Origin of the sequence: Nostoc sp. (assembly GCF_036917775.1) — a bacterium.
GTDB lineage: Bacteria > Cyanobacteriota > Cyanobacteriia > Cyanobacteriales > Nostocaceae > Nostoc.
Genome location: NZ_JBALEQ010000052.1, coordinates 13999 through 38148 on the forward strand (window position 1 = coordinate 13999; position 24150 = coordinate 38148).

The 24150-nt window shown below is 39.5% G+C and carries 23 protein-coding genes and 2 pseudogenes; 17 read left to right on the forward strand and 8 right to left on the reverse strand.

Annotation, left to right across the window (positions count from 1 at the left end):
* Positions 1–8 precede the first annotated feature (8 nt).
* The 6 genes and pseudogenes from pgsA to V7K69_RS08025 all read left to right on the forward strand — a co-directional run bounded on the left by pgsA (position 9) and on the right by V7K69_RS08025 (position 4965).
* Positions 9–536, forward strand: a complete 528-nt coding sequence (gene pgsA, locus V7K69_RS08000; protein ID WP_335033040.1) for a CDP-diacylglycerol--glycerol-3-phosphate 3-phosphatidyltransferase — start codon at positions 9–11, stop codon at positions 534–536.
* Between the two features lie 2 nt (positions 537–538).
* Positions 539–749, forward strand: a pseudogene (locus V7K69_RS08005) (CDP-diacylglycerol--glycerol-3-phosphate 3-phosphatidyltransferase); the annotation flags it as partial.
* A 267-nt stretch (positions 750–1016) separates the two neighbouring features.
* Entirely contained in the window at positions 1017–1832 is an 816-nt protein-coding gene (locus V7K69_RS08010; RefSeq protein WP_335033041.1) for an FkbM family methyltransferase, read from the forward strand.
* 197 nt (positions 1833–2029) lie between these two features.
* Positions 2030–2683 carry a glycosyltransferase family 2 protein gene (locus V7K69_RS08015; protein WP_335033043.1) on the forward strand — a complete coding sequence of 218 codons (654 nt, stop codon included), beginning with the start codon at positions 2030–2032 and terminating at the stop codon, positions 2681–2683.
* Positions 2684–2701: 18 nt separating this feature from the next.
* Positions 2702–4027 carry an ABC transporter substrate-binding protein gene (locus V7K69_RS08020; protein ID WP_335033045.1) on the forward strand — a complete coding sequence of 442 codons (1326 nt, stop codon included), beginning with the start codon at positions 2702–2704 and terminating at the stop codon, positions 4025–4027.
* A 5-nt stretch (positions 4028–4032) separates the two neighbouring features.
* Entirely contained in the window at positions 4033–4965 is a 933-nt protein-coding gene (locus V7K69_RS08025) for a S66 peptidase family protein (protein ID WP_335033046.1), read from the forward strand.
* Position 4966: 1 nt separating this feature from the next.
* Here the strand turns inward: V7K69_RS08025 and V7K69_RS08030 are convergent, their stop codons facing one another.
* Positions 4967–5689 carry a hypothetical protein gene (locus V7K69_RS08030; RefSeq protein ID WP_335033048.1) on the reverse strand — a complete coding sequence of 241 codons (723 nt, stop codon included), beginning with the start codon at positions 5687–5689 and terminating at the stop codon, positions 4967–4969.
* A gap of 717 nt (positions 5690–6406) precedes the next feature.
* On the opposite strand from V7K69_RS08030, the gene V7K69_RS08035 reads away from it, so the two are divergent.
* The 4 genes from V7K69_RS08035 (at position 6407) to V7K69_RS08050 (ending at position 11693) form a co-directional block, all read left to right on the forward strand.
* Positions 6407–7090 (forward strand): Npun_F0296 family exosortase-dependent surface protein, encoded by a 684-nt coding sequence (locus V7K69_RS08035; protein WP_335033050.1) that lies wholly within the window; start codon positions 6407–6409, stop codon positions 7088–7090.
* A gap of 360 nt (positions 7091–7450) precedes the next feature.
* Positions 7451–8512 carry a uroporphyrinogen decarboxylase gene (hemE, locus tag V7K69_RS08040; protein ID WP_335033052.1) on the forward strand — a complete coding sequence of 354 codons (1062 nt, stop codon included), beginning with the start codon at positions 7451–7453 and terminating at the stop codon, positions 8510–8512.
* 172 nt (positions 8513–8684) lie between these two features.
* Positions 8685–9641 carry an NAD-dependent epimerase/dehydratase family protein gene (locus tag V7K69_RS08045; RefSeq protein ID WP_335033054.1) on the forward strand — a complete coding sequence of 319 codons (957 nt, stop codon included), beginning with the start codon at positions 8685–8687 and terminating at the stop codon, positions 9639–9641.
* 453 nt (positions 9642–10094) lie between these two features.
* Positions 10095–11693 carry a B12-binding domain-containing radical SAM protein gene (locus tag V7K69_RS08050; RefSeq protein WP_335033056.1) on the forward strand — a complete coding sequence of 533 codons (1599 nt, stop codon included), beginning with the start codon at positions 10095–10097 and terminating at the stop codon, positions 11691–11693.
* Positions 11694–11843: 150 nt separating this feature from the next.
* Here the strand turns inward: V7K69_RS08050 and V7K69_RS08055 are convergent, their stop codons facing one another.
* Positions 11844–13112: a tetratricopeptide repeat protein gene (locus tag V7K69_RS08055; protein WP_335033058.1), complete on the reverse strand. Its 1269-nt coding sequence runs from the start codon at positions 13110–13112 to the stop codon at positions 11844–11846.
* A 263-nt stretch (positions 13113–13375) separates the two neighbouring features.
* On the opposite strand from V7K69_RS08055, the gene V7K69_RS08060 reads away from it, so the two are divergent.
* A complete protein-coding gene (locus V7K69_RS08060) occupies positions 13376–14524 on the forward strand; it encodes a DUF711 family protein (protein ID WP_335033060.1) in 1149 nt (382 codons plus the stop codon).
* A gap of 2 nt (positions 14525–14526) precedes the next feature.
* Here the strand turns inward: V7K69_RS08060 and V7K69_RS08065 are convergent, their stop codons facing one another.
* Entirely contained in the window at positions 14527–15195 is a 669-nt protein-coding gene (locus V7K69_RS08065) for a 2OG-Fe dioxygenase family protein (protein ID WP_335033062.1), read from the reverse strand.
* A 239-nt stretch (positions 15196–15434) separates the two neighbouring features.
* On the opposite strand from V7K69_RS08065, the gene sfsA reads away from it, so the two are divergent.
* Complete coding sequence (gene sfsA, locus V7K69_RS08070; protein ID WP_335033064.1) at positions 15435–16160, forward strand: DNA/RNA nuclease SfsA; 726 nt, start codon at positions 15435–15437, stop codon at positions 16158–16160.
* Between the two features lie 154 nt (positions 16161–16314).
* On the opposite strand, the gene V7K69_RS08075 is transcribed toward sfsA, so the two are convergent.
* Positions 16315–16716, reverse strand: a complete 402-nt coding sequence (locus V7K69_RS08075) for a fasciclin domain-containing protein (protein ID WP_335033066.1) — start codon at positions 16714–16716, stop codon at positions 16315–16317.
* A 728-nt stretch (positions 16717–17444) separates the two neighbouring features.
* On the opposite strand from V7K69_RS08075, the gene modA reads away from it, so the two are divergent.
* From modA to V7K69_RS08090, 3 genes are all read left to right on the forward strand, one after another.
* Entirely contained in the window at positions 17445–18275 is an 831-nt protein-coding gene (gene modA, locus V7K69_RS08080) for a molybdate ABC transporter substrate-binding protein (protein WP_335033068.1), read from the forward strand.
* A gap of 66 nt (positions 18276–18341) precedes the next feature.
* On the forward strand, positions 18342–18974 hold the full coding sequence (locus V7K69_RS08085; RefSeq protein WP_335033070.1) for a DUF642 domain-containing protein: 633 nt from the start codon (positions 18342–18344) through the stop codon (positions 18972–18974).
* Between the two features lie 177 nt (positions 18975–19151).
* Positions 19152–19820 (forward strand): PEP-CTERM sorting domain-containing protein, encoded by a 669-nt coding sequence (locus tag V7K69_RS08090; RefSeq protein ID WP_335033072.1) that lies wholly within the window; start codon positions 19152–19154, stop codon positions 19818–19820.
* A 105-nt stretch (positions 19821–19925) separates the two neighbouring features.
* Here the strand turns inward: V7K69_RS08090 and V7K69_RS08095 are convergent, their stop codons facing one another.
* Both V7K69_RS08095 and V7K69_RS08100 read right to left on the reverse strand, forming a co-directional pair.
* Entirely contained in the window at positions 19926–20507 is a 582-nt protein-coding gene (locus tag V7K69_RS08095; RefSeq protein WP_335033074.1) for a thioredoxin family protein, read from the reverse strand.
* 141 nt (positions 20508–20648) lie between these two features.
* On the reverse strand, positions 20649–20864 hold the full coding sequence (locus tag V7K69_RS08100) for a chlorophyll a/b-binding protein (protein ID WP_114083012.1): 216 nt from the start codon (positions 20862–20864) through the stop codon (positions 20649–20651).
* Positions 20865–21056: 192 nt separating this feature from the next.
* Here V7K69_RS08100 and thyX point away from each other — a divergent pair, with 192 nt between their 5' ends.
* Together thyX and V7K69_RS08110 are read left to right on the forward strand one after the other, a co-directional pair.
* Positions 21057–21779 carry an FAD-dependent thymidylate synthase gene (thyX, locus tag V7K69_RS08105; RefSeq protein WP_335033076.1) on the forward strand — a complete coding sequence of 241 codons (723 nt, stop codon included), beginning with the start codon at positions 21057–21059 and terminating at the stop codon, positions 21777–21779.
* Positions 21780–21891: 112 nt separating this feature from the next.
* A pseudogene (locus V7K69_RS08110) lies at positions 21892–22808 on the forward strand (Rpn family recombination-promoting nuclease/putative transposase).
* Positions 22809–22939: 131 nt separating this feature from the next.
* Here V7K69_RS08110 and dcd read toward each other — a convergent pair.
* Positions 22940–23509 (reverse strand): dCTP deaminase, encoded by a 570-nt coding sequence (dcd, locus tag V7K69_RS08115; RefSeq protein WP_175586937.1) that lies wholly within the window; start codon positions 23507–23509, stop codon positions 22940–22942.
* Positions 23510–23601: 92 nt separating this feature from the next.
* Entirely contained in the window at positions 23602–24138 is a 537-nt protein-coding gene (locus V7K69_RS08120) for a P-loop NTPase family protein (RefSeq protein ID WP_335033078.1), read from the reverse strand.
* Positions 24139–24150: the final 12 nt, after the last annotated feature.

Sequence of the window (24150 nt, forward strand, 5' to 3'; positions counted from 1 at the left end):
AATTCCCTATGACCATACCCAACTGGATTACCTTCTCTCGCCTATTGGGGATACCATTTCTACTTTATGGTTTATATAATCCCACACCTCAAGCTCAGTGGATATGTTTGGCGATTTTTCTCGTTGCTGCATTAACTGATTGGCTAGACGGCTATTTAGCGCGGAAACTCAACCAAATTAGCGAATTGGGTAAATTTCTCGATCCCTTAGTGGATAAACTTCTGGTACTTGCGCCGTTGCTGGTTTTTATTGAACTAGGAAAAGTGCCAGCTTGGGGAGTGTTTTTGATTTTAGCGCGAGAATTAGCGATCGCTGGTTGGCGGGTGAATCAAACTACGATTACCGGGGCGAATATTTGGGGTAAACTCAAAACTGTTAGTCAAATAGTTGCGATCGCGCTTTTGATTGCGCCTCTAGGTGAAGTGTGGCAAACTCCCTCTCTGATTGCTTTTTGGATTTCTGTCGCCCTAACTTTAATCTCTGGGGGTATTTATCTTTTGCCGCCAAAAGCTAGGACTCATGAAACGACAATATAATATTGGCGATCGCTGGTTGGGGGGTGAATCAAACGACGATTACGGGGGCAAATATTTAGGGTAAACTCAAAACTGTTAGTCAAATAGCTAGCGATCGCACTTTTGATTGCGCCTCTAGGTGAAGTGTGGCAAACTCCTTCTCTGACTGCCTTTTGGATTTCTGTCGCCCTGACTTTAATATTTGGGGCAATTTACTTCATACTCAAAATATAACTAAGGAAAATATACACTTAGATACAAAGCGAACCTAAAATAAAACCACCGCCTGGTTCTCAAGTATAAATCACTCCCCAGATAGATGATAAATGGGTTCTCTTGCCGTAAATGCTGAAAAGCTCTCTCAACAGCTAGCAGTGGCATCCCAAAATCCTGATTGTCGTGGTATCCTCTCTGGCAGAAGCAGTTTTGGCAGTATCCGCATCTGAGAAGATTGTAAAAAGTTATGTGGTAAAATCTGACAGTTGTTTATAACTTAAAAAAATGGGAGAATCTACACTTTTAATCAATAAAAATGGTTTATATTTTAAAGTTGTTAAAAGCCAATATCAGGATTTTTGGAAAGAAGTTAATGATGGGCAATGGGAACCCCAAACTTTCAAAGTATTTGATCGATTTATATCTAAAGATACCACATATATAGATGTGGGGACATGGATAGGGCCAACCTTACTTTATGCAGCCCAACTAGCTAAGGAAGCGTTTGCCTTTGAACCCGATCCCATAGCATATAAGGAGATGTTGGCTAACGTTAAATTAAATCCAGATATCTCTAATATTAAAACTTACGAAGCCTTGATAGGAATTGAAGCTGGTGAAACTCGACTAGGTAGTAGAGAGGAAGGAGGAGATTCCACCAGTAGTATTTTGTTTTCGGATATGAAAACCAGTTGGCTAGTTAAATCTATTAATCTCCAAAGCTTTGTAAATAAAGAAGGATTGCAGCCACCTCTATTTATTAAAATAGATATTGAGGGAGGAGAATATTCCCTTATCCCAACATTAGCCAGCTTTTTTAAAGATTATCAACCAATAGTGCTTTATTTATCACTTCACCCAGGATTTTTAGCAATGAGTACATCTCCTAATAATACACTTCTAGCAAAGCTAAAAAGAGGGATTAAACTGATGAAGGCTCATTTCCATTTAGCTGAAAGTCTTAAAAGCTTTAAGTTTATATATGATATTTATGGCAATCGAACTAGTGTATGGGTAGGACTCTTGAAATCGATAAGCAGTAAAAATGCCATAGCTGAAAACGCTATTATCGCAACGAACCAACTCTGGGAAAAACTTTGAATAAGAATTCAGAATCTAATCAGTCAGCAATTAGTACTCGTCACTGATTCAAGACCACCGAATTTTCAATTTTGTGGGTAATTTAAATCGATTTATTCATTCTCCAATCGCTTAATTTTCATCGGAATTCTGGTGACTGTCGCTTTTATTGTTTGTTATTAAAGTCACGTTGAACAATCTAATCTGTAAAACAACTGATGAGTAGTATATATTTCGATTTAGTTCCAGAAATTTCAGTTATATTATGTACATACAACCGGGAAGAGTATTTAAATAATTGCATCAATAGCGTTATCCATCAAACCTTTAAGGATTGGGAACTGATCATAGTTGATGACGGTAGTCAAGATAATACTTTTACCGTTGTCAATCCTTATTTGCAAAAATTCAATAATATCCGTTATCTGAAACATCAAAATCGTAAGGCTGGTTATGCGAGAAATGCTGGTATTCAAGCATCGTTCGGTAACTACATCACATTTATAGATAGTGATGACGTATATAAAAAAAATCACCTAGAGTCACGGTTGGAATATATGAAAGCTAATGCCGAAATTGACCTGATTGAAGGTGGATGTGAAATTGAAGAAGAGTTTTTAGTTCCCGATTATTTTAAACCTGGTGAAACAATTAACATTAGAGAGTGTGTTTTGGGGGCAACATTTTTCGGTAAAAGAAAAGTATTCTTTGAGTTGAGAGGATTTAATAATATTCCCTATGGAGAAGATACAGATATGTGGTCGCGTGCAGAAAAAATGTTTAAAACTCAAAAAATAACAGAGCCGCAAACCTATATTTATACTAGAGCAGAAACTAGTACGACCAAGATTTTTTTGGAAAATATTTCCTAATCTGGGTAATTAGTTGGTATGAAAATCGCCCTTTTTGGATCGCAAATAAAAAATATTTTTCACAGATTTATAGGTGATACTTGGCAAACTTCATTTTTTGGAATTATCCTGAGTTTTTGTCTACTATTCCTATCTAGTTGTGCAAGTGCAACACCAAATGATAACCGTGTAACTCATTTAACACTATGGCAAGGTATTAGTCCCCCTGCTAATCGGGATGTGTTTGAGAAATTAGTAGATAAATTTAATCAGACTCATACTGACGTTTATGTAGAATCTATCTATGCAGGTCAACTAGATCAACAATTACCGAAAATATTAACAGCAGTTGTTGGCAATGCGCCTCCAGATATTCTGTCATTCTATCCTCAAATTACAGGTCAGTTTGTAGAATTAGGAGCAATTCGACCTCTAGAAGATTGGCTGAAAAAATTACCCCTGAAGTCGGAAATTCTTCCTAATTTATTGGAAGAATTGCAATTAGACAATCACATATGGTCAGTCCCTTTTACTACCGCTAATATGGGTATTTTTTACCGGCCTAAACTTTTCCAAGCTGCGGGAATTACACAAATTCCTAAGACTTGGCAAGAGTTGAGGGAAGTTGCTAAAAAATTAACCATAGACCGGAATGGTGATAATCGACCAGAACAATACGGAATGTTATTGCCTTTAGGAAAGGGAGAATGGACTGTCTTTAGTTGGTTCCCCTTTTTATTAAGTGCTGGCGGAGAAGTTGTGACAAATAATCGCCCAAATTTGACGAATCCCGGTGCGATCGCAGCCTTACAATTTTGGCAAGACCTATTAAAAGATGGTTCAGCAACCCTTTCTCCCCCAGAGCGAGGTTATGAAGAAGACGCTTTTATTGCAGGTCGTGTTGCTATGCAGATCACAGGCCCTTGGACTTATATAATGAAGTCCAACGTCGATTATAAGGTATTCCCCATACCTGCAAATGTTAAGCCTGCTACCGTGACGGGCACTGGAAATATGTATTTGATGAAGACCACACCAGCAAGAGAGCAAGCTGCACTCAAATTTTTAGAGTATGTCTTGAGTGAAGGATTTCAAACAGAATGGAGTATAGGGACGGGTTTTCTACCAGTTAACCTCAAATCTGCCCACAGTCAGGCTTATCAAGAATTTCTCCAGAAAAAACCTGTCTTGAAAGTCTTTATTGACCAAATGTCTGTATCGGGTTCTCGACCAATCATTCCTGGCTATAGTCGTTTGTCTGATAGTTTAGGTCGAGCTATCGAAGCCACAATGTTAGGCGCATCTCCAGAAAAAGCACTCAAACAAGCTCAAGCAAACCTCGATTCAATTTGGGATTCCCTGTAATCTAGATGAAATCTAAAATTCTGCCAGCACCTCTAAAACCTGGTGATTTGCTTAAAGTTATTGCGCCCAGTGGTACTTTACGAGAATTTGAGGCGTTTGGACGTAGTTTAGAAGTTTGGCGATCGCACGGCTACCAAGTAGAAATCAGCCCAAAAATAGATGAAAAATGGGGATATTTAGCAGGTACTGATGAAGACCGCCGTAACCAGCTAGCAGCAGCATGGCAAGATCCAGATTGTCGCGGTATCCTCTGCGCCAGAGGTGGTTTTGGTAGCACCCGCATCTTAGAAAATTGGCATTGGGAACAAAACTCAGAACTTCCAAAGTGGTTGATTGGCTTTTCCGACATCACCGCCCTTTTGTGGAGCCTTTATAACGTAGGGATTTCCAGCCTTCATGGCCCAGTGATGACAACTCTCGCCGATGAGCCAGATTGGTCAATCGAGCGATTGTTCAATTGGATAGAAGGGCGATCTCTCAAACCTCTCAAAGGTTGTGGCTGGGGTGGCGGGATTGCTACTGGCATTTTGCTACCAGGAAATCTCACAGTAGCAACTCATCTTTTAAATACACCAATACAACCAAATTTCGATGGTGTGATTTTGGCACTTGAGGATGTCACAGAAGCACCCTACCGCATCGACAGAATGCTGACACAGTGGCGTTTAAGTGGTTCTTTGTCAAAACTTCGTGGGATTGCTTTGGGGGGTTTCACTCGGTGTCAAGCCCCGCCGAATGTGCCTAGTTTTAGTGTAGAAGAAGTTCTGCGCGATCGCTTAGGCGATTTGGGGATTCCTGTTGTCTCTCACCTACCTTTTGGTCATGATAGCCCCAATGCAGCCTTACCAGTGGGTGTAGAAGTAACTCTAGATGCCGATCAGGGAATATTAAAAATTCATAGTGATGCTCGCGGACTGGCTACCCCTGCCCTAACATAATTCATCTAGGGCGATGTGAATTTATTTTCAAGGTACATAAGCCAATTGCTGGTATGGCTCCCAAAATCACTGCTGTAAATCCTTGTCCACTCCAATACAGTATAAAAGTACGGTAGGTTTCTGGAATGAAATTTTGCATAATAAAAAGCAACCAAACCAAAATAGTGATCAAGAAGAAAGAGATTGAGGGTAAAAAATTCCACCACCAAATGTCTGCTGTATATCGCCTCAATACCAGCCATTGGCTAATACCCAGCCAAATTCCAGAAATAATATATGCGATCGCAGATAAAAATCCGAAAATAAAAGTTTCTTCAGGTGATGATGAGGCTATGGATGAAATGTAGTTAATCCAGGCTGTAGAAACACCGTTGGCAATCAGCCAACCAATGCTAGTCGCAAATAGCCATTGTAAACCCGGTAAATATCGGTAAAGAATCAGGGCTTGGTCAGCAGCAAAAATTACGGCAAATACAACATTACTGAGACTTCTGACCAAAATACTCCATGTTTGTACCTGGAGAGAAATACTCGGTGAGCCTTGGAGAATAATTTTCTCTAAGGCGATACTGGCAATGCCACCCACAACCCATCCAATCAGGGTCATTAAGGTAAACTGAATAAAGAACCTCTGTCGCTGCGATCGCGGAATCAAAAAGTTTCCTGAATTAAGCTCGTTTTTAGCAGATGCAACATGATCGGGACTATTAGAGTCAGTTTCCATAAGAAATTAGGGTAGCGAGAGATTAGGTAGATAGGGGAGCAGGGGGAGAATTACTAATACCCACTCCTCAGTTAAATATTGATTCTTGTTTTATCCTATTTCTCACTCGTCAGTCCCTATTTTCTATTATTTGCCACTCTTTAAAAGCGAGTCTCTTATGTCAATAAGAGCAGTATATTCTCAATAAATTCAGGATTAATCTCATTAACTTAAGCTCATTGCTAAAGGCTTAAGAGTCGCCCGTCATAGATATATGCCTAACACAACGCCAGTTGCTACCCTGTGGGAATGGCTAAGAGCGTAGCTTGCTTCCCCGTAGGGGTACAAGTCGGCATTACCCAACGTAGTGGCTTCCCTACAGAAATTTTATTTTTACTTTATAAATAATCTTTTAACCTTAGTTGCGATCAAGAGTAATCTTAGATGCGTTTGTCCTGCTCACTAAAATGGCACAAGACCCTTCACTGAATCTTTAAAGAAATCTTGGTGTATATACCGTATCTTTTGCGAGTTGAAAAAATCACAATAGTATTACAAAGCATCAAGATAAACTTACATCTTCGAGCTTGTTGTACTCGACAACAGTTATATAGAAAGAAATAATACTTCTTGATTTTCTTCTAGGTTGTGCGAGTAATGAAACTAGTTTTACATAGCTAGGTTTCAAGAAAAGTTCAGTCTTAATTATCTTTGTGTTCTTCAAGATTTATTACTAGAATGCTGCAAAAAATCTCCTTGGCTTTACTTGGAACAACTGCTGTCGTCATAAGTGCGAATCCAGCTAGTGCCATAACTCTGCAAGTCAACACTGGCCCGTTTTCTAGCTACGCTAATACCAAAACTGTCACCTTTGATGATGGCACAGCAAATGATCCTAATGGATTTGTTACTTACTCTAATATTACTACTAACATTGTTCAAGGTAGCGTATCTGGTCAATACGCCTCACCTTATGGGGATAACACAAAATTTCTAACAATTGCTCCAAAAGATAAGAATGTTGCAGGCAACAGTGGTTTTGTTAATCTTAACTTCAAAGAAGCTGTTAATTACTTCGGTTTTTATGCAGGTTCATTGGATGATTACAACTTTGTTGACATTTATAAAGGTAATCAGTTGATAAAGACTTTTAGTGGTGCAGATGTGCCAACTGCTATAGCTAATGGTAGCTGGACTAGCTCTGATGCTAATAAGTTTATTAATATAATCGCTGATACAGGAGAAACATTTGATCGAGTTGTGATGCGCTCAAATGGTGTTGCTTTTGAAACAGATAACCATGCCTATAGACTAGCCAGCGTTCCTGAACCTAGTGCAATGTTAGGTGTGTTAGCAATAGGTGCTTGTGGTATGATGTCACTCTTCAAACGCTCACAACATAAAGTGGCAGTGAAAGGATAAATTTATCCAGATCCCTGTTGAAAAACCAAACCTTAAGGATGTGTCTCTATGCCATGTATAGAGACACATTTTATTATGCAGTTTTCCTCAAACATTGCCTTGATGCAGAAGTGAGAGGTGCATTTCTACCTGGGACTCAAAGCAATAATTTCATAGAATAAGCCAAAAAAACAATTAATTGTAGCACTTGCTGGCATTAATACTGTAGTCAAGCCAACCGAGCGCTTATATCCAAATAATCAAAATATTATAAAATATTACTATTATGCCCTGCTATTCACCTTTTCCTGAAAACCTGCTGGAAAAGCGTAATCCCAGAATGATAAGCTAAACAGTGGCATAAATAGGATGAAGTAATAAATGGGTGTTTATTCAACGACTCCTCATCTCTTACGGGCTGCTCGTGGTGAAGTAGTAGATCGTCCCCCTGTATGGATGATGCGACAAGCGGGACGATATATGAAAGCATATCGAGACTTAAGAGAGAAGTATCCTTCATTTCGTGATCGCTCGGAAATTCCAGATGTAGCAATTGAAGTTTCCTTGCAACCGTGGAAAGCCTTCCAACCAGACGGAGTAATTTTATTTTCTGATATTGTCACCCCATTACCTGGTTTGGGCATTGACATGGATATCGCCGAGGGTAAAGGGCCAATCATTCACTCGCCCCTCCGCACTCAAGAACAAATCGATGCTCTGCATCCTTTAGAACCAGAAGCAGCTCTACCATTTATCAAGACAATTTTGCAAGCGCTGCGTTCGGAAGTAGGCGATAAATCAACGGTGTTGGGCTTTGTGGGTGCGCCGTGGACGTTAGCAGCTTATGCTGTTGAGGGAAAAGGTTCTAAAACCTACTCCATCATCAAAAATATGGCATTTTCAGATCCGACGATACTGCATCAACTGTTATCTAAACTAGCAGATGCGATCGCCATCTATGCCCGCTACCAAATTGACTCTGGCGCTCAAGTTGTGCAAATGTTCGATTCTTGGGCGGGTCAATTGAGTCCTCAAGATTATGACACCTTTGCTCTTCCCTATCAGCAGCGAGTTTTCCAGCAAGTCAAACAAACCCACCCTGATACACCATTGATTTTGCTAGTTAGCGGTAGTGCGGGTGTGTTGGAGAGAATGGCACAATCTGGCGCTGATATTGTCAGTGTAGACTGGGCAGTGGATATGGCAGATGCACGGGCAAGATTGGGTAAGCAAGTCAAAGTTCAAGGAAATCTTGATCCTGGCGTGCTATTCGGCTCTAAACAGTTTATCCGCGATCGCATTCTCGATACCGTTCGCAAAGCTGGTAATTGGGGTCATATTCTCAATCTCGGTCACGGTGTCCTTCCAGAAACTCCCGAAGAAAATGTCGCTTTCTTCTTTGAAACCGCAAAGGAATTGAATCTTGCAGGAGTTAAGAATTAGGAGTCATACAATTTTAGATTTTAGATTTTAGATTTTAGATTTTTCTTTCAATCCAAAATCCAAAATTCAAAATCTAAAATTTCCAGAGTTATAAGTTATCAGTTGCAATTCGGAACTTTTAACTTTATTCTTAACTCTTTAGTTTTAACTCCTAACGTTTGATAAATTTTTTATGAGCCAGAAACGCATCTTAGTGACTGGTGCAAGTGGTTGTGTAGGTCATTATTTAACAGAAGCCTTAATTAAAGAAACAGATCACGAACTGTATCTGCTAGTTAGGAACCCAAGCAAACTGCAAGTTGATACTAAAGCCCGTTCAGGTATCAACATTTTGCAAGGTGATATGCAAAATATTCGCCAGTTTGCCGATTTGCTATACACAATTGATACGGCGATACTCACAGCCACAGCATGGGGTGGTGATGAGACATTTGATATTAATGTCGTCAAAACTATAGAATTGCTCGAACTGCTAGATCCAGAACGTTGCCAGCAGGTAATTTATTTTTCGACAGCTAGCGTTTTGGATCGCTACAATCAACCATTAAAAGAAGCCGGGGAAATTGGCACAGATTATATCCGTTCTAAATATGAGTGCTTACAGAAAAAAGAAAAATTAGCGATCGCACCCAAAATTACCACAGTATTTCCTACTGTAGTGTTAGGTGGTGATGCGAATAAACCTTATTCTGCTGTCACATCTGGTATTCCAGAAGTGACGAAATATATTAATTTAATTCGCTGTTTGGAAGCAGATGGCAGTTTTCACTTTATCCACGGACGAGATATTGCCACTGTAGTGCGATATTTAATCGATCATCCTGCCGAGAACGATCAACCACGTCGGTTTGTTTTGGGTCAAGCACCCTTAACTGCTAATCAAGCAGTAGAAGAAGTTTGTGCTTATCTGGGCAAAAAGATTTACTTTCGCATTCCCATATCTATAGCATTGGCTAATTTGATTATTGTTCTATTTCGTATTCAAATGGCTGCTTGGGATAGATTTTGTATGAACTATCGGCATTTCACTTATGAAAAATTCATCAATCCTGATAGCTTCGGCTTGCCAAATTATTGTACAACCATGAGTGATGTTTTAAAAATTAGTGGCGTTCAACGTGCTGATTGAGAAAATATCTATTATTTGCTAATGATAACGGTTATTTCTTGCAAAGATAAGCCGACAGTTCTTCTGCCTAAGTCCCAATATGGTTCGGATAAGGTTTTTTAATGACACGCCCCAGATCGCAAAGATTCGATAAATCGCCGTCTTTACAATAATCAGTCCTTTGTAGAGACGGCGATTTATCGCGTCTCTTGCCTTAAGCGAACCGTATTAGCCCAAGTCCTACTGATATGAATTTAGTTTGCAGCCTGGTGGTAGTGAGAAAAACCATAAATCTCCTGATTCCTGTTTCAATGTGCGTTTCTTTTTGCCGATTAGCTGCAAGAATTCCAGTCGCTAGCCGCCCATTAAAGGGAAAAATATCGGTGGTAAGATAAAACAACTTTAATAAAAAGTCAATAGCTCTTTATTTTCGTTAGAGTGGGATAACAATCAAAGTGTGAGGATTGATACTACATGCGAATCTTGTTAGTGTATCCAATATTTCCTAAAACTTTTTGGTCTTATGAAAAAATCTTAGAGTTAGTCGATCGCAAAGTTTTATTACCACCTCTGGGTTTAGTCACAGTAGCGGCGATTCTGCCCCAAGAATGGGAATTCAAGCTGGTAGATCGCAACATCCGCGCAGCAACAGAAGAAGAGTGGGCATGGGCAGATGTAGTAATTCTCTCTGCGATGATTGTCCAGAAACAAGATTTACTTGAACAAATCCAGGAAGCCAAAAAACGTGGCAAGTTAGTCGCAGTCGGTGGCCCCTACCCCACCTCTGTACCTCACGAAGTTGAAAATGTTGGCGCAGATTTTCTGATTCTGGATGAAGGGGAAATCACTCTGCCCATGTTTATTGAGGCAATTCAACGGGGTGAAACTTCTGGAACTTTCCGCGCCACAGAAAAACCTGATGTCACAAGCACGCCAATACCTCGCTTTGATTTATTGGAATTGAATGCTTATGACATGATGTCGGTGCAGTTTTCGCGTGGGTGTCCCTTCCAGTGCGAATTTTGTGACATTATTGTTCTCTACGGGCGCAAACCGCGCACCAAAACCCCAGCCCAACTGTTAGCAGAGTTAGATTACCTCTACGAATTGGGTTGGCGGCGGGGTGTGTTCATGGTGGATGACAACTTTATTGGCAACAAGCGAAATGTGAAATTGTTGCTGAAAGAGTTAAAAGTCTGGATGGCAGAACACAAGTATCCCTTCCGATTTGACACTGAAGCTTCAATTGACTTAGCCCAAGACGCAGAAATGTTGGAGTTGATGGTTGAGTCTGGTTTCTCGGCGGTGTTTTTGGGAATTGAAACGCCGGATGAGGATAGTTTGCAAATGACCAAGAAGTTTCAAAATACTCGCAGTTCTCTAACTGAGGCAGTGGAAACCATCATCAAAGCGGGATTGCGCCCAATGGCTGGGTTTATTATCGGCTTTGATGGGGAAAAAGCAGGGGCAGGCGATCGCATTGTCCGTTTTGCGGAACAAGCGGCCATTCCCTCAACTACTTTTGCCATGTTGCAAGCGCTACCTAACACTGCGCTTTGGCATCGCCTGAAAAAGGAAGGACGACTGCGGGAAAGTCAAAGTGCCAACATCAACCAAACAACATTGATGAACTTCCTGCCCACCCGCCCCCTAGAAGAACTGGCACGAGAATATATTGAAGCATTTTGTACTTTATACGACCCAGTGCAGTACTTGGATCGAACCTATCGCTGTTTCTTGATGATGGGTTTGCCGAGTTGGAAAGCGCCAGCAAAAATGCCAGAGTGGGTGGTTGTAAAAGCTTTGTTGATTGTAATTTGGCGACAAGGAATCAAACGGGAAACCCGTTGGAAATTCTGGCACCATTTGTTTAGCATTCTCAAGCATAATCCTGGAGTGATTGAGCATTACATCTCTGCTTGCGCCCACAACGAGCATTTTCTAGAGTATCGCCAAATTGTGCGCGATCAAATTGAAAGTCAGTTAGCTGAATATCTCGCACAAGGTGCAGAACAGCCTTATGTGCTAGTGAAAGAAAAAGCCGAGGAAAAAGCTGAAGCGGTAGTTAGTTAAACTCGGTAACAGATAAGCCAATCGCAAGTGATTGATCGCATCTTCACCCGTACACTTGTACGGGTGAATTTACGTTTATAGTTAGTGGCATTTATGAATGAAAATAGTTATTGCAGAGGCCAGTTTTCCTCCTCCTGCCTTCTTCATATTTTATCTCCCGCGATCGCGTTCTAAATCATCAATCACTTTTTGCAAATACCACTCGTCTGACATACCAGGATGATAATCCTGTTTTTGCTGAATCAATCTTTCGGCAATTTCCCAATATCCCCCAACCATACCCAAAAGTCGCTGATGTAGCAGGTTATACTTTTGCCTTTTTGACTGGGGACTAAATTTCTGGATTTTTTCTAGGCTACTTAAAACTTGTTGATAATTTCCCCAGTCTTCTTGTTCACAAAAAATACTCGCCGCCCGTTGATAATCTTCCACGGCATTTTGCATTTCTTCTAAACAAGTATAGGCAATGCCACGATTGTAGTAAGCTTGAGCATCATCAGGATTTATTTGCAGCGCTTGGGTGTAATCTTGAATTGCACCCAGATAGTTGCCCGTTGTGCGATAGGCATTACCTCTGGCAATATAAACTAGAGGATCTTGTGGTTGCATCTGGATTGCTTGATTAAGATCCGCGATCGCACCTTGATGATCTCCCAATATAGAACGGGCTTTACCTCGGTTGCGATAGACAATGGCATCTTGAAAATTTAGTCGCAATGCTTGATTAAAATCTGCGATCGCTTCACGATAATTTCCCATTTTACAACGCACAACCCCACGACAGCAGTAAGCTTGGGCATCTTGCGAATCGGCTTTCAATACCCAGTTTAAATCAGCCAGTGCCTCTTGGGTATCTCCCTTTTCAGCTTTTTCTAATAACTGGGTGAAATAATCATTGGTGGATAAAATTGGTGCATTTGGGGAATGCGATTGTTGTACAACAGGTAATTCTTGAGGTTGTAGCTGTTTAATTCGTTCCAAACATAGACGACAGTTTTCTTTATCCTGTTGTTCTAGATATAATTGTGCAGCCTTTTTAAAGTTAGCGATCGCATCTTGAACATAACCCTGTTTGCGCCGCACCATCCCTCGCAGATTATAAGCCGCAGCATAATTGAGATTGAGACGAATAGCACGTTCAACATCTTCTAGCGCCCCCGGTAAATTTTTCAGCGCCACCCTAGCCAATCCACGACAATAATACGCCTCTACACTCTCAGGATTCAGCTTTAGAGCTTCGGTATAATCTGAAACAGCCTTAAGGATAGCTCCTGAGTCATAATATGCTAAACCTCTTTGCAAGTAAGCTTCGGTAAAGTAAGGTGTCAGTTGTAAAGCATGGCTAAATTCCTCAATTGCTCCGGCGTAGTCTTTTCTCCTAGCCTTTTCCAATCCTCTATTGTAAAATTCGTCATTCATAACATTTGTTTGGTTGATTCAGTTAGTTGAATTCCAGCAAGCTTGCTTCGTAGCCTAACCTATCCACTCACTCTTAATATTCTAAGTATTCAGCGTGGCTTTGGTTCATTTCGGATTTGCAGTGAATTAAAACGAACACACACGGGAAATTTTATCGGCGATATTCATGCAATTGAATATTGTAGGCTCCAGATTCTACAGTTAGATTTAGTAAAAATCTTGGCTAAAACTTTGATTAATATTATCAATAATTAGTTATACCAATGAAAATCAGAACTATCACAACAGGTATATCACTTCAATCTTTACAAGATCAGGAAACAATTAAGCAAGCTGCTGACTTTAATCAGCAAGCAAAGATTCTCTTTGAAAAAGAAGGATACGAAGTACAAACAACTAGAATCGCCACTAATAGCTGGGAAGAATATCTGCAAGGTTTGTCAAAAATCGAAATTATCAATGAAATTCAAACTCTAGAACAACTTTGCCAAAGTTTGAATATCAGCTTTTTCAATATTGGTTATGCCAGTAAGCCTGAAACTATAAATATAATTCCAGATATCAACAAAAATACATCGATTATTTACTGCTCTAGCAAAATTGGCGACAGAGAAACTGGCATCAATTTTGAGAATGCTAGAGAATCCGCTAAAGCTATTAAACGTATTTCCCAAGAAAGTGAAAATGGTTATGGTAATTTTCGTTTTTGTGCATGGGCAAACTGTCAGCCAGGTATCCCATTTTTTCCTACAGCCTACCATAGAGGTAAGATATCTTTCGCTATAGGTTTAGAGTTAGGTGACTTGGTAATGCAAGCATTTACACAAGCTAACAATATGATAACAGGAGAGCAAAACCTGCAATTACTTTTAGAATCTGAATTAAATCAAGTCGCAGTTATTTCCGAAAAAATATCTGATAGATTCGCCGTTACTTATGCAGGAATTGATACCTCTTTAGCCCCATCCTTGGACAAGAAAAACAGTATTGCTTTTGCTTATGAAAAATTGATTAATGGTAAGTTTGGGCATTCTGGAACTCTCAGCATTTCTGGTATGCTGACTCGTGTACTGAAAAATGTATCAGTCAAAATCTGTGGTTACTCTGGGCTGATGCTTCCAGTTTGTGAAGATGTGGGACTGGCTACCAGAGCTAATGAGCAAACTTATGATATTACAAATTTATTATTATATTCAGCAGTTTGTGGTTGTGGACTAGATACAGTTCCGATTCCGGGTGATATAACAATAGAAAAAATTGCAGCTTTATTAATTGATATCGCAACTTTAGCCATCAAGTTAGATAAACCACTCTCAGCTAGATTATTTCCAATTCCAAACAAAAAAGCTGGGGAAATGACTACATTCAATTCCCCATATCTGGTAGATTGCAAAATATTTACATTTGACTAAAATTATTCCGAAAGCAAGCTAGGAGAAGTCAGTACAAAAACATCCCTACTTCCTTGAGCGTCATACTGTGGTTTTATAGGAGTGGTAAAGTGGAAAAAATCATGATCGTTAACTAATAAAAGTTCTCCCGGATTTAGAACTTTGCTAAATACAGGATTTTCTTTTTTAGCAGCATATAGATGTGTTTCTCCACCTTGAATATTATCTCTATCTACTGAAAATATGCCAATAAAATCAGTACCATCTTGATGGATACCTTCAGGTGCTGGATTGCCCAAATTATCTAACGAACAAATAGTTCTAATTTGATGAACCCCAATTTCCGCTTCAGGATGAAGTTTACAAGAATCACTAAATGCTAAGACGAGATTTCTAAAAATATCAAGTTCTATGAGTCCATCATCTAATTCTGCGAACTCTCTTTTTATATCACCCACTAATGGATTATACTTTTTACTTTGAAAGAGATAGCCATGAGGTAATTTGATTAACTGATTTCCAGAAACTGTAAACCGAGATAATCTTCTGGAACGATAGTTGCCTTTGATGTAAGGATCAATAGGCATATTACTAAAAAATGGCTTGAAACCTTCTAGATTGATTGAATTTACTTTTCTTAGAGTAAACAGAAAAGCATATTCTAATTCCGTTGCTGTCCCTAATTTTTGCATAGGATTTACCTCCTTGCACGTTGAAATCTCCCGGATTTTTGATGGGAGGCTTATAATCCTTAGTATATGCTACTTTTTATTACTATGTTGTCAATTTAACTACAAAAGTTGACAATCTATGATATATAAAGTTGCTTGATTTCTGTCGCACGGTGAAGTTGCTACTGAAAATATTTGCTGTCGAGAGTTCAGTGGGTAAGGAATCGACGTATATTTACTAGCAGCAACAAGGTTTTATAATGATGGATTGGCTTTACCGTTACCCAACTTTGTATCCGGGTATTTTACTCAAGCGTTACAAGCGGTTTTTTGCTGACGTTCAACTTACTTCTGGCGAAATAGTGACAGCACACTGTCCTAATACAGGGCCAATGACTGGTGTCTCAACTCCCCAAAGTGCTGTACAGCTTTCCAAAAGTGATAATCTTAACCGCAAATTGGCTTACACTTTAGAACTAATTCAAGTACATGACAATGAGCCGACTTGGGTAGGCATAAATACTTTTTTGCCCAATCGGGTGGTAAAGCTAGCTTTGGCAAAATATCTTTTCCCAGAATTGGGTGAGTATAGCCAAATCAAGGGCGAAGTGGTTTATGGACTAGATAAAAAAAGTCGAGTGGATTTTTTCTTGACGGGGAGTGATGAGGAACGCCCGATTTATTTAGAAGTGAAAAATACAACTTTGTCTGAGGGGAGACGAGCTTTATTTCCCGACACAGAAACTACCAGAGGACAAAAGCACTTGCGAGAACTAATGGCGTTGCTACCTCTAACTCGTGCGGTGATGCTTTACTTCATTAATCGCGGTGATTGTACAGAGTTTTCCCCTGGCGATCGCACAGATCCTGTCTATGGTAAATTATTGCGCGATGCGATCGCTCTTGGTTTAGAAGTCCTACCTTGCCGTTTTGATATTTCCCCTGAAGGTATCCGTTATTTGGGTTTAGCAAAACTAAAAATTTAATTACACTTAATTAAACAATAAATCCATCTAGACACGATCTAGATGGATTTGTTGGTAGTTGTGTTTACTAAAAAACATTCAACCAGATTTTAATAAAGAAACGACTATAGGTAGTCGCCACCCCAGAAATAGCATTCGCTATTCTGAAGTTTGCTTATGCAGGAATCAAAACTGTGTCAATTACGTGGATGACACCGTTATCAGCAGCAACATCTGCTGCTGCAACTGTTGCATCATTGATTTTAACGCCATTGGAAGCGTCAATTTTTACATCTGAACCTTCAACTGTTTTAGCTGTCTTCAGTTTAGCTACATCAGCAGCCAGTACTTTACCTGAGACTACATGATAGGTCAAGATTTTCTTTAGCTTAGGAATATCTTGAAGTAATGCGTCTACTGTACCTGCTGGAAGCTTGTTAAATGCTTCATCAGTGGGTGCAAACACGGTGAATGGACCACTGCCATTCAGTGTATCTACCAGACCAGCGGCTTGGATTGCTGCAACTAGAGTGTTGAAAGAACCGTTATTAGTAGCAGTGTCAATTATGTTGGCCATGTGCTTTACCTAGTTCTGTGTAACTTGTTACAAATCTAAACCATTTATTCAATAAAATCTATCTATCGTTAGGCGTAGGTCAAATCAATTTTTTTATTGATATCATAAGAGTTTATATATATTTTTATACAAATAGAGAATTATACTCGTCGTTTACCGCCGCAGACATAGCTCATTCTTTTTTACACATCGGTAAGTGCGATCGCTTTTCACTAATATTAGTACATCACTAGTACACAAAAATACTACCAACTAAATTAGGTAAAAAATCGTTTTTAAATACTTTGTTGGTAAAAATTTATTTTAGTGATTTATGACTATTTTACAAAAAACCTATGATAGACAGGTAATTCAGGGGATTTTTAAAGTTCTGCTTCTCTTTTATAAGCTTTTGTCAGGATTTTATAACCAAAAATGTTGGTAATCAGCGCGTTTAACTGATATTATTTCATCACTAAATACATTTCACTTTCTGTTTGTGTAATTCTACTTGGAAATAATAACGGCTCATCATAGCTAATGCTTTTAGGAATTGCGAGTCCGTTTATTTATTTCCAGAATTTTTCGTGCGTAGGAATTACGTCAAAACTCTCTCTAAATGAGATTTATCTTTCGTGCAGTTAATTTTCTGTTGTCTGTACGTAATGTATTTATGTCAACAATGACACTTCTAGGTAATATTTCCCCAAACTATAACTTTCATGAACAGAAGAAGACTTATTGCTTGGATGGCTACAGCAGTTACCAGCATGATGTTGGTAATCGGCTTTCAATTTGTTCATTTATCGCCAGCAAGCTCCACAACCACGCTTAACGTGTATGCGGCTGTCAGCTTAACAAACGCACTGAATGCAATTAAAACTCAGTACCAAAATGCTAACCCGACTGTCAACGTTGTTTATACATTTGGTGCTTCTGGTACTTTACTGAGTCAAATACAAGCGGGAGCCCCAGCAGATATTTTCATTTCTGCTGCTACCGACCAAATAGATGTCTTGCAGAATGCAAGCCCAAGCAAGTTGGTAGCAGGTAGCCGGAAGAACATTGTCAGAAACCGTCTAGTTTTGATTGCTCCTACGACACCTCCTGTTAGTGCTGGTAGTGCTGCTCTCACCAGCTTCAATGGTTTAACGAATGCCAATATTAGTGGTGTTGCTATAGGTGACTACACAGGCACTCCTCCACTTGTGCCAGCAGGAAATTATGCCAAACAGGTTCTTACTAGTCGGGGTATTTTCATTACTCTTACCCCTAAGTTATACCTTGCTAGCAATGTGCGTAATGTTTTAACTGCTGTTGAAAATAAAGCTTCTGTCACTATTGGAGGTGTAAATAAAACTATCGATGCAGGTGCCGTTTACAAAACTGATGCTGCCATTTCTAACAAGGTAAGAGTTGTAGAAACTGCCCTAACAACAGAGAGCGATCCGATTGTCTATCCACTGGGTATACTCACCAGAACTACAGTTTTAACGACAGCACAGAGTTTTTCTAACTACTTAACTGGTACTACTGCCCAGAATATCTTCAGAAATAATTATGGGTTCCTTGCGCCTTAGTTACGACAAAGTAAATCAATTAAGTGGTCGTTGTCATGAATTTTGAACTATTTGGAGTAATGCCTCGTGAAGTTCACTAAAAAACTCTCAATTATTGTTTGCAGTTTGACCACTGCATTCCTTTCTACTGCTGTAATTACCAATACTTATAAGTCGGCAGTACAAGCACAAACCGAAGGACAAGAGCTAATTATCAACGGGGGATTTGAAACCGATCCTCTCGCAGATATTAATGATCCTAACATTGTAAATTCAAATGTTACAGCATGGGTTAAATCTGGTGAGCCGATAGATATATCAGGTGTTACAATTAGCAACTTTCCTCACACTGGCAATCAAGGTTTATCGCTTGGTTCATTTTCAGGTATTAGCTACATATCACAGACTATCCCTACAATTCCTGGTCAACACTACCAACTTACTTACTATTTTGCATCCATAGAGGAAGCACCTAACCTGAAGAATAAATTTAAGGTTTTTATAGGTGGAAAAAAGGTTTTTGTGAAAAAGGATACTCCTTATCAACCCTATACGCAATACACCTTAGATTTTAAAGCGAAAGCAACATCCACAGAGATCAAGTTTGGTTCCATAGCCAAGTATGCGTTTTTATATTTGGATGATGTGAGTGTCAAAGCTACACCTGAACATCAAGGAGAAAACTATGGGGATGAAGTGATAGATGATGGGGATGATTAATTAAACCTTATCTAGAAGTCTGTCAAGTTTAATAATTCGTAGTAAGAACTTTAGTACTTTATTTTATAAGCCTTAAAGTGCTTACTACAAAACCTCAAACTAGCTTGAAAAAGTAATATATGTAACTATCAACTTGTTTGAATTGTCAGAATTTGAAATTATTTGGAGTCAAGTTTCATGAAGATAACTAAAAAACTCTCAATTATTGTTTTTAGTGTTACTACTACCTTAGCTAGCACTGCTGTGATTACCAATACTTACAATACAGCAGCACAAGCAGTAGAACTTGTTAGGAACGGAAGCTTTGAACTCGACCCACTCGTAGATCCTAACAACCCCAATGTTCCAAATCCTAATGTTACAGACTGGATTAAATCTGGTGATCCGATCGATACATCAGGGATTAGAATTAACAATTTTCCTGAGTATGAGAGTGGTAATCAAGGTTTATCAATTGGTTCGTTTGTAAATCCTGCTTATATATCCCAGAATTTGGCTACAACTATCGGTAGTAACTATAATCTCAGTTTCTTTTTAGGAACAGACGAAGATAGCAGTCAAGTCGATAACATATTTCAGGCATTTGTCGATGGAAATCAAGTTTTTGATAAAATAAATACTACAAATGTTGCTGGAAGTCCTTTCACACAATATGACTTAAATTTTGTGGCGACACAATCATCGACAGAGTTAAAGTTGGGTGGTAGAGCTAGCTATGGTTTCTTATACTTAGACAATGTGAGTGTAAAACCTCTGTCTGTGCCTGAGCCATCGACTACTGGAGGAATTGTAGTTACTACCGGGTTGTTGGGAATATGGTTGAAGAAAAAGAAGGCAATTAGTTAGAAAAAATAGCCCTTTTTGTCACTCTCAGAAAACAACAGAGCGATCGCTATACAATTTTAATCGGGTGTTGCAAGATCGGTTATGAATAAGCTGATATAGCCGCTTTCAACCAAAATAACTGGGTTGGTTTCCGGGTTTCCATTTAATATTGCAACCAACACTCGGCTTTTGGTCGCTTGTAACAGGTTTGCCTGCTAGCACTGCTTCAATAGCTGCGCGTAAATCTGCGCCTGTTACAGGTTTACCATTACTGGGACGGCTATCATCTAATTGTCCCCGATAAACCAGTTTGCGTTGATCGTCAAATACAAAAAAATCAGGTGTACAAGCTGCTGTGTAAGCTTTTGCCGTCTCCTGACTCTCGTCGTAGCATAAGGTAAAATTAAACCCTTGTTCGGTGGCAAATGCTTGTAACGACTCTGGCGCATCATCTGGATAATTCTTGGCATCGTTAGCACTTATAGCAACGATCGCTAAATCACTTGTAAAATAATCTTTTCCTAACTGCACTAATTCTTGTTGGATGTGCTTTACAAATGGGCAATGCCGACAAATAAACATTACCAACAGCGCTTTTTTATCTGCAAAGGTAGAAAGTGAAGTTGCCTTTCCAGATACAACTTCTGGTAGATCAAAATCTGGTGCTTTTGTGCCTAGTGGCAACATAGTTGAAGCAGTTAAAGCCATAGTTCACCTAATATTTTTACGCTAATAAGGGCTTTTGCTATCAGTATATTCACTCTAGCACTAAGCTTTCCATAAAAGAAGAGACAGTAAACCTACCGTCTCTTAATATTTATTGAGAATTAAGTTATCAAAAATTAGTTTTTAAAGATTTGCCAAAACACCAACAATACCGTGTCCTGTGAATACTTCTAATGCTATCAGAGAAACAAAACCAATCATTGCTAAACGACCATTGAGCATTTCTGCATAGGGAGTAAAACCAGTGCGATCGCCTTGCTCGTCTATATAAACTTTTGGCTCGATCGCAAAGTTGTTCAGTTTGCCTTGGTCGTCAATTATAGCAGTGCTTGTACGCATGGATTTTCCCTGTTTTCTCTTTATGTAAACAACTGTAACAAAGTTATTAATATTTGTAAAGTATCTTAATCTCCTCAAGTAGAAGTCCAAGGCAGAGATATGATAATGGATCGAGTTCAAAGCCATGTCTAACAAACAGGCTTCGCTTCTTCTGCATAAGCACTTTCAATCACAAATCCACTCCCAAAACTAATGCATCGATTTCGAGTAGAGGTTATTGCCAAAACGCCAAACCCGCAGCAGGTGATTTATGCCGCGATGCACCAGGACTATACTGATGGGTTCGTGTTTGATGAGCGCGACTCCTGGCCGTCGGAGTCACAAAGCGGCGAAGTTATTGTTAAGCGACTTTTAGCAGGTGAGAGGGGACACTATGGGCCTCTAGAGCATCCTCAGATTGTTTTCAACTGTGGTTACTTTCCCCACAGTGTTATGCAGCAGGCTCGTACTCATCGTGTAGGAGTATCATTTGATGTTCAGTCTTTCAGGTACACAGGCAACCAATTTATTGATGTACTAGAAGGTAAGAAAGACATAGAAGATGTTTTTTACCTACGCCCTGTTGGTTATTACACTGATAGACAAGGCAAAAAATACCATTATTCACCAGAGCAACGGGCAGCAGATTTGGCGTGGTGTCTGGAAGCAGCTAAACGATATCAAGCTGATTTTGAGGCTGGAATGTCTGAAGAACACGCAAGAGGTAAAGTGCCTTTTGATTATCGCCAGCATTTTGTAGTTAGCTTCAATTTAAGGTCTTTCTTACATTTTTGTGACCTGAGAAATAAGAAAGATGCTCAACTTGAAATTCAGAAGTTGTGTGAAATGATGTGGCCTCATTTTGAAGATTGGGCACCTGCGATCGCACAATGGTATGAAAAACAGCGTCTGGGTAAGGCCAGACTTGCACCATAATCTGGATTGAGAATGTCCCACTTGGATTGATTGAGCTATCACGCTCTAGTTCAAAGGAATTGTCCAAACAGCCACCAGAAAATCATAAATAAAAAATTAGTAAAATGTTTTCATGCGTCGAGACTCAATATTTTACAAACTGTTTCAACAGTCTCCAACTTTACTATTTGAACTGTTGACAAATCCTCCAACTAATGCGGATAGTTATCGTTTTGATTCAGTCGCAGTCAAAGAACCAAAATTTGAAATTGACGGGGTATTTCTACCGCCTGAAAGCGATGGTGCTGGAGTTGTATATTTTTGCGAGGTTCAGTTCCAAAAAGATGAACAACTTTATGAGAGAGTATGGGCTGAATCTTCGTTATATTTTTACCGCAACCGTGCCCGATTTAGCGACTGGCAAGCAGTGATAATTTACCCGTCGCGCAGTATCGAACAAAGTGAAGCAGTACGGTCTTGGGGTTCCCCCAAGTAGAGTAACTGCTGAACCCGAAGGGCGATATTCATCCTCATCGTTCATTGCTGAACGGTGAACAAATACATCGGGTGTATTTAGATGAATTAGGAGATATTCGTCAATTACCTATATGGGTAGCCTTGATGGTATTAACTACAGTGGATGAAGAACAAGCACCAGAAGAAGCAAGGTATTTGTTAACAAGAACTGCTCAAGAAGTGCTATTACCATCGAGTCGCGCCATAATTGAATTAATAACGACGATCATGGTGTATAGGTTTGAACAATTAACTCAAGCGGAGGTAGAGTCTATGCTAGGAATCACGCTTAAGGAAACGCGAGTTTACCGAGAGATTAAGGAAGAAGGACGTGAGGAAGGACGTGAAGAAGGACGTGAGGAAGCAACAGCTAACCTCATTCTTCGGCAATTAACTAAGCGATTTGGGGAACTTTCTGAGGAAATACGCTCCTCAATTTCTGGTTTACCTTTGCCTGTTCTGGAAGATTTGAGTGAAGCACTGTTAGATTTTGCTAGTTTGGCTGATTTACAGGTATGGCTAGAAGTGCGATAAAAAAATCGCTTTAAGCCACGCTAAACGCAATTGCCCACTAGATGTATCTGCAATCAAATTATCACCAGCAGTGCAATTGGTGAATAGATTTAAGTTCTATATTTTGTGTAATTTTTTAGATATCATTTAGTCTAAATACGAGCCAAAGTCACAATTTCTTGCTGATCCTGATATTTTCCCTGACGTGCTTCGTAACTAATAGCGCAGGGTTCACCTTCTAAAAATAGCAATTGCACCACGCCTTCATTAGCGTAAATGCGACAGTCAGCACTAGAAGAATTAGAAAATTCTAAAGTTAAATGACCTCGCCATGCAGCCTCAGCAGGCGTTAAATTTGCAATTATACCGCATCTTGCATAAGTTGATTTACCTATACAAATTACTGTAATATTCTCAGGAACCTCCAGCTTTTCTAGAGCAACCCCAAGTCCATAACTATGAGCAGGTAAAATAAAGTAACTGCCACTGGTATCAGTATGCAGTGCTGTTGGCTCTAAATTATCGGGATTAAAGTTTTTAGGATCAACTACAGTTCCGGGAATGTGGCGAAAAATGCGGAACTCAGCCGGGGAAAGGCGTATATCGTAACCATAAGAAGACAAACCGTAGCTAATTACAGGTTGAACCGCTACAGACTCATCTTTTTGCACTTTTCGGATTAGGCTTGGCTCAAAGGGCGAAATCAAGCCCTGTTGAGCCATTTCAGTAATCCAGATATCGTTCTTAATCACAAGTTCGTTGCTAACGTTAATTCAAACAGACTCGATATATTAGCACGAACTGAGTACTTTGTTTAGGGTCGATAACTCCGACGGATCTCTGTAATTTGATCTGCTACATCTAAGAGAGATTTGGGCATTTCTGGCCCTGTGAGAATAATATCCACGTGGGGAGGGCGTTTTGCCAGAAACGCTAAAACTTCAGTTTCAGGAATTAAACCAAAGTTAATCGCCAAACTTAACTCATCTAAGACCACGAGAGAATACTTGCTCTCACACACTACTTGTTGTGTATATTGCCACAGTTTTTGTAAGGCTTGATTTTCCGTATCATCTAAATGTGGTGTATCGATACAACGAGGCAAATCACAGCGAATCCAATCTAAATTTTGTCCTAATTGTATGGGTCGATCATGTCCTTGACGAATACCTCCTTTGAGGAACTGCACAATTAATACTGACATTCCTTGTCCAGCTATTCTCAATGATTGAGCTATAACGCTCGTAAAAAAATTACGATGTGAGCTAGTGAAAACTTGCACTAGTCCTTCAACTGGATATGGCAAGGTAAGGGTTGAATTGATGCTTTGAGTTTCTAGCTGGGCAACCATAGGGTTAAGTTC